Source organism: Stenotrophomonas sp. HMWF003, assembly GCF_003061285.1.
Classification (GTDB): Bacteria; Pseudomonadota; Gammaproteobacteria; order Xanthomonadales; family Xanthomonadaceae; genus Stenotrophomonas; species Stenotrophomonas maltophilia_AP.
This window is the reverse complement of record NZ_QAIW01000179.1, coordinates 2,313-5,543: the sequence shown is the minus strand read 5'-3', so window position 1 is coordinate 5,543 and position 3,231 is coordinate 2,313. Positions and strand designations below refer to the sequence as shown.

Sequence of the window (3,231 nt, the reverse complement as noted above, 5' to 3'; positions counted from 1 at the left end):
GGCGGTGTCAGGGGCTGAGACCGACAATCCTACCGGCAATTAGTAAAAATGCTAACGGTTCGCGCGCCGACAGTTTGAACGCAGCCGGGGTGATGAACGCTTCAGTCACTGGCCGCTCCGGTGGTCGCGGCGGATGCGCGGTTTGTTCAAGCCGGGCTGCGCCGTTGTCGCGAGCATGGCCGCTCCTTTGTATGGAGCAGGTCGATGAAGCGATGGTGGTTGGCGGTGTATGCGCCGGGAATGCTGTTGGGATTCGTGGGAATGGCCACGTGGTGGGTGGGCTATGCAGCGGGGTCGGCGCTGTGGCTGCTGCCGGGGTTGGGCCTGGCCATCGCGCTGTCGTGGCTGGCCGAGCGCTGCTGGCCCTATGACCCGGCCTTCAACGCACCCCAGGGCGATGCGGGCCGCGACGCCCTCCACGCGCTGGTGAACGAAGGATTGAACCTGCTGGCGATCGGTGCGATTCCGCTGGTGGCCGCGTGGATGCCGTGGCAGCTGTGGCCGACGCACTGGAGTGTTGTCGCGCAGGTGGTGCTGGCGATTGTCGCCGCGGACCTGGGCATCACCCTGGTGCATTACGCGAGCCATCGCTGGGCCTGGTTGTGGCGGTTGCATGCGGTCCACCACAGCGTGACCCGCATGTATGGGTTCAACGGGTTGATGAAACACCCGTTGCACCAGACGGCCGAAGCAGTGGGCGGGGTGCTGCCGCTGCTATTGCTGGGCATGCCGTACCCGGTGGCGGCCGTGCTGGCCTTCGCCATTGCCATCCAGCTGCTGCTGCAGCATTCCAACGTGGACATGCGGCCAGGCTGGCTGGGCAAGGTGATGGCGTGGGCCCCGCTGCATCGCTTCCACCACATGCGCTACGGCACGGCCGGCGACGTCAACTTCGGGTTGTTCCTGACCGTCTGGGACCACCTGCTGGGGACGGCTTTCGATGCCGATTACCGGATGCGCGAATGCTGCAGGTGCAGGCCAGCCAGGTGGCCGGCCTGCACGCCGAACATGCGCCGCAGGCTGCGCGAGAAATGCGCAAGGTCGGCGAAGCCGGCGGCATGTGCGCTGGTGGTCAGGCTGTGTCCCTCGATCACCTGCACCAACGCCTGGCGTAACCGGCGCCACAGCACCAGGCCACGCAGCGACACCGCCAGGTCCTGCTGGAAGCGGCGGTGCAGCTGGCTTTCGGACAGGTGCGCAGCCGCTGCAATGGCCGGGGCCGCGACGCGCTCGGGCAGCCGCGCGTCCAGTGCGGACAGTGCCGCCTGCAACCGGCGGTCCAGCGGCGCGCGCGCCACCAGGGCCGACAGGCAGGGCAGCAACGCCTGCGGATCGCAGGGAAGCGATGGCAGCTGTGCCTGCAGCTTCTGCAGGTCGACATGACTGGGTTCAATCCATACCGTGCAGCCGCGCAGCGGCACGCCGCGCACCGCATGCGACTGGAACGAAGGCAGCACCAGACGCGTGCCGTACTGCAGCCCGTCTTCGTTCTCCACGGTCCATTGCCCGGCCTCGGCCAGCAGCACCTGGTGGGCGTAGTGGGCATGCGCACCGGTGGCACCGGCATGGCCCTGGAGCACGGCGAAATGCGGGCCAAGCAGCACTGCGCCAGACCACTGCCCGTTCACTGCCGTGGACGCATTCACCGCACACTCCGCATCGTTCACCCCTTGCACCTGCTGCGCAGGGTAGCGGAAACCGTCCACCACGCGCCCAGCGCAAGCAACGAAACCAGGGCGCCGGCAATGCAGACGCCGCTCCAGCCATACGCGGCATACAGGCTGCTGCCCAGCAGCGCGCCGATCCCGCTGCCGGCCGCATAGAACAGCATGTAGGCGGCGATCACCTGCGCCTGCGCGTTGGGCGCGGCGGCCAGGATCAGGCTCTGGTTGGTCACGTGCAGTGCCTGTACCGCCAGATCCAGCAACAGCACGCCCAGTACCAGCCAGCCCAGGTGCAGCGGCAACGCCGCCAGCGGGGCCCAGCTCAACAGCAACAGCAGCAGCGCAGCAAAGGAAACACGGTCGGCATGGCCGCGATCGCTCCAGTGCCCGCTGCGCGCGGCGGCCAACGCACCGAGCAGGCCGACCAGCGCGAACGCACCGATGGCGGTATGGCTGAGCGCATGCGGCGGTGCACTCAATGGCAGCGCCATGCTGCTCCAGAACAGCCCGAACGCGGTGAACAGCAGCAGCCCGAGCACGCCGCGTTGGCGCAGCACCGGCTGCTGGCGCAGCAGAGTGATCAACCCGATCCGGGGCGCGGCATCGGCCACCGGCAGCCGTGGCAGGCGCAGCCACAGCCACAGCACTGCGCCGCTGACCACCATCAACACCGCCGACAGCACATACACCGCACGCCAGCCCCCCAGGTCGGCCACGCCACCGGCCACCACCCGGGCCAGCAGCAGGCCGATCACCACGCCGGCCTGCGCGGCACCGACCACGCGGCCGCGCTCATGCGGGCCCGCCGCGGCGGCGGCATAGGCAATCAGCCCCTGGGTCATCGCGGTGCCGAGCAGGCCCACCGCCAGCATGCCCAGCAGCAGCGCGGTGGCGTTGCCGGCCAGGGCAACGCCCAGCAGGGCCACGACCAGCGCCACGCTCTGCGCCGCCATCAGGCGCCTGCGCTCCAACCGGTCGCCCAGCGGCACCAGCCACAGCAGCGCGATCACCGAGCCGAGCTGGGTGGCGGCGATGACCGCGCCGATCCGGGCGGTGCCGATGTGCAGGTCGGCGGCCAGCGCATCCAGCAGCGGTTGGGCGTAGTAGACGTTGGCCACGCTGAGCCCGGCGGCACAGGCGAACAACATCAGGAGGGGCGTGGCGGTACGGGGCAGGGGTGCGGCGATGGACATCTTGTGGTCTCAAAATAGAACCAGTTGATTCTGGATGATCTGGTTCTAAAATAAAACCACTTAGGGAGGAGCCCCATGCACGACGATCCCAACGCCACCTGCCCGGTGGCCCGTGCGCTGGACCTGATCGGCGACCGCTGGTCGCTGCTGATCGTGCGCGACGCCTTCGATGGGGTGCACCGGTTCAGTGATTTCCAACGCAGCCTGGGCATGTCGCGCAGCATGCTCAGCCAGCGCCTGCAGGCGCTGCAGGAGTCCGGCGTGCTCGCCCAGCAGCCGGCGGTCGATGGCAGCCGGTACCACGACTACGTCCTGACACCGAAAGGGCAGGCGTTGTTCACGCTGGTGGTGGCGCTGCGGCAGTGGGGCGAAGC

General features: G+C 68.5%; 3 protein-coding genes and 1 pseudogene. 2 read left to right on the top strand and 2 right to left on the bottom strand.

What is annotated here, in order from left to right:
- Nucleotides 1-204: 204 nt before the first annotated feature.
- A pseudogene (locus DBR34_RS24540) lies at nucleotides 205-960 on the top strand (sterol desaturase family protein); the annotation flags it as partial.
- Here the strand turns inward: DBR34_RS24540 and DBR34_RS22300 are convergent.
- Together DBR34_RS22300 and DBR34_RS07270 are read right to left on the bottom strand one after the other, a co-directional pair.
- Nucleotides 948-1,667: a helix-turn-helix transcriptional regulator gene (locus tag DBR34_RS22300; RefSeq protein WP_258223726.1), complete on the bottom strand. Its 720-nt coding sequence runs from the start codon at nucleotides 1,665-1,667 to the stop codon at nucleotides 948-950. The pseudogene DBR34_RS24540 and the gene DBR34_RS22300 overlap by 13 nt on opposite strands.
- Nucleotides 1,664-2,857 (bottom strand): MFS transporter, encoded by a 1,194-nt coding sequence (locus tag DBR34_RS07270; RefSeq protein ID WP_128096292.1) that lies wholly within the window; start codon nucleotides 2,855-2,857, stop codon nucleotides 1,664-1,666. Before DBR34_RS07270 ends, DBR34_RS22300 begins: the two co-directional genes overlap by 4 nt.
- A gap of 75 nt (nucleotides 2,858-2,932) precedes the next feature.
- Here DBR34_RS07270 and DBR34_RS07265 point away from each other — a divergent pair.
- The coding region (locus DBR34_RS07265) for a helix-turn-helix domain-containing protein (RefSeq protein WP_258223725.1) at nucleotides 2,933-3,231 on the top strand (299 nt) is incomplete at its 3' end.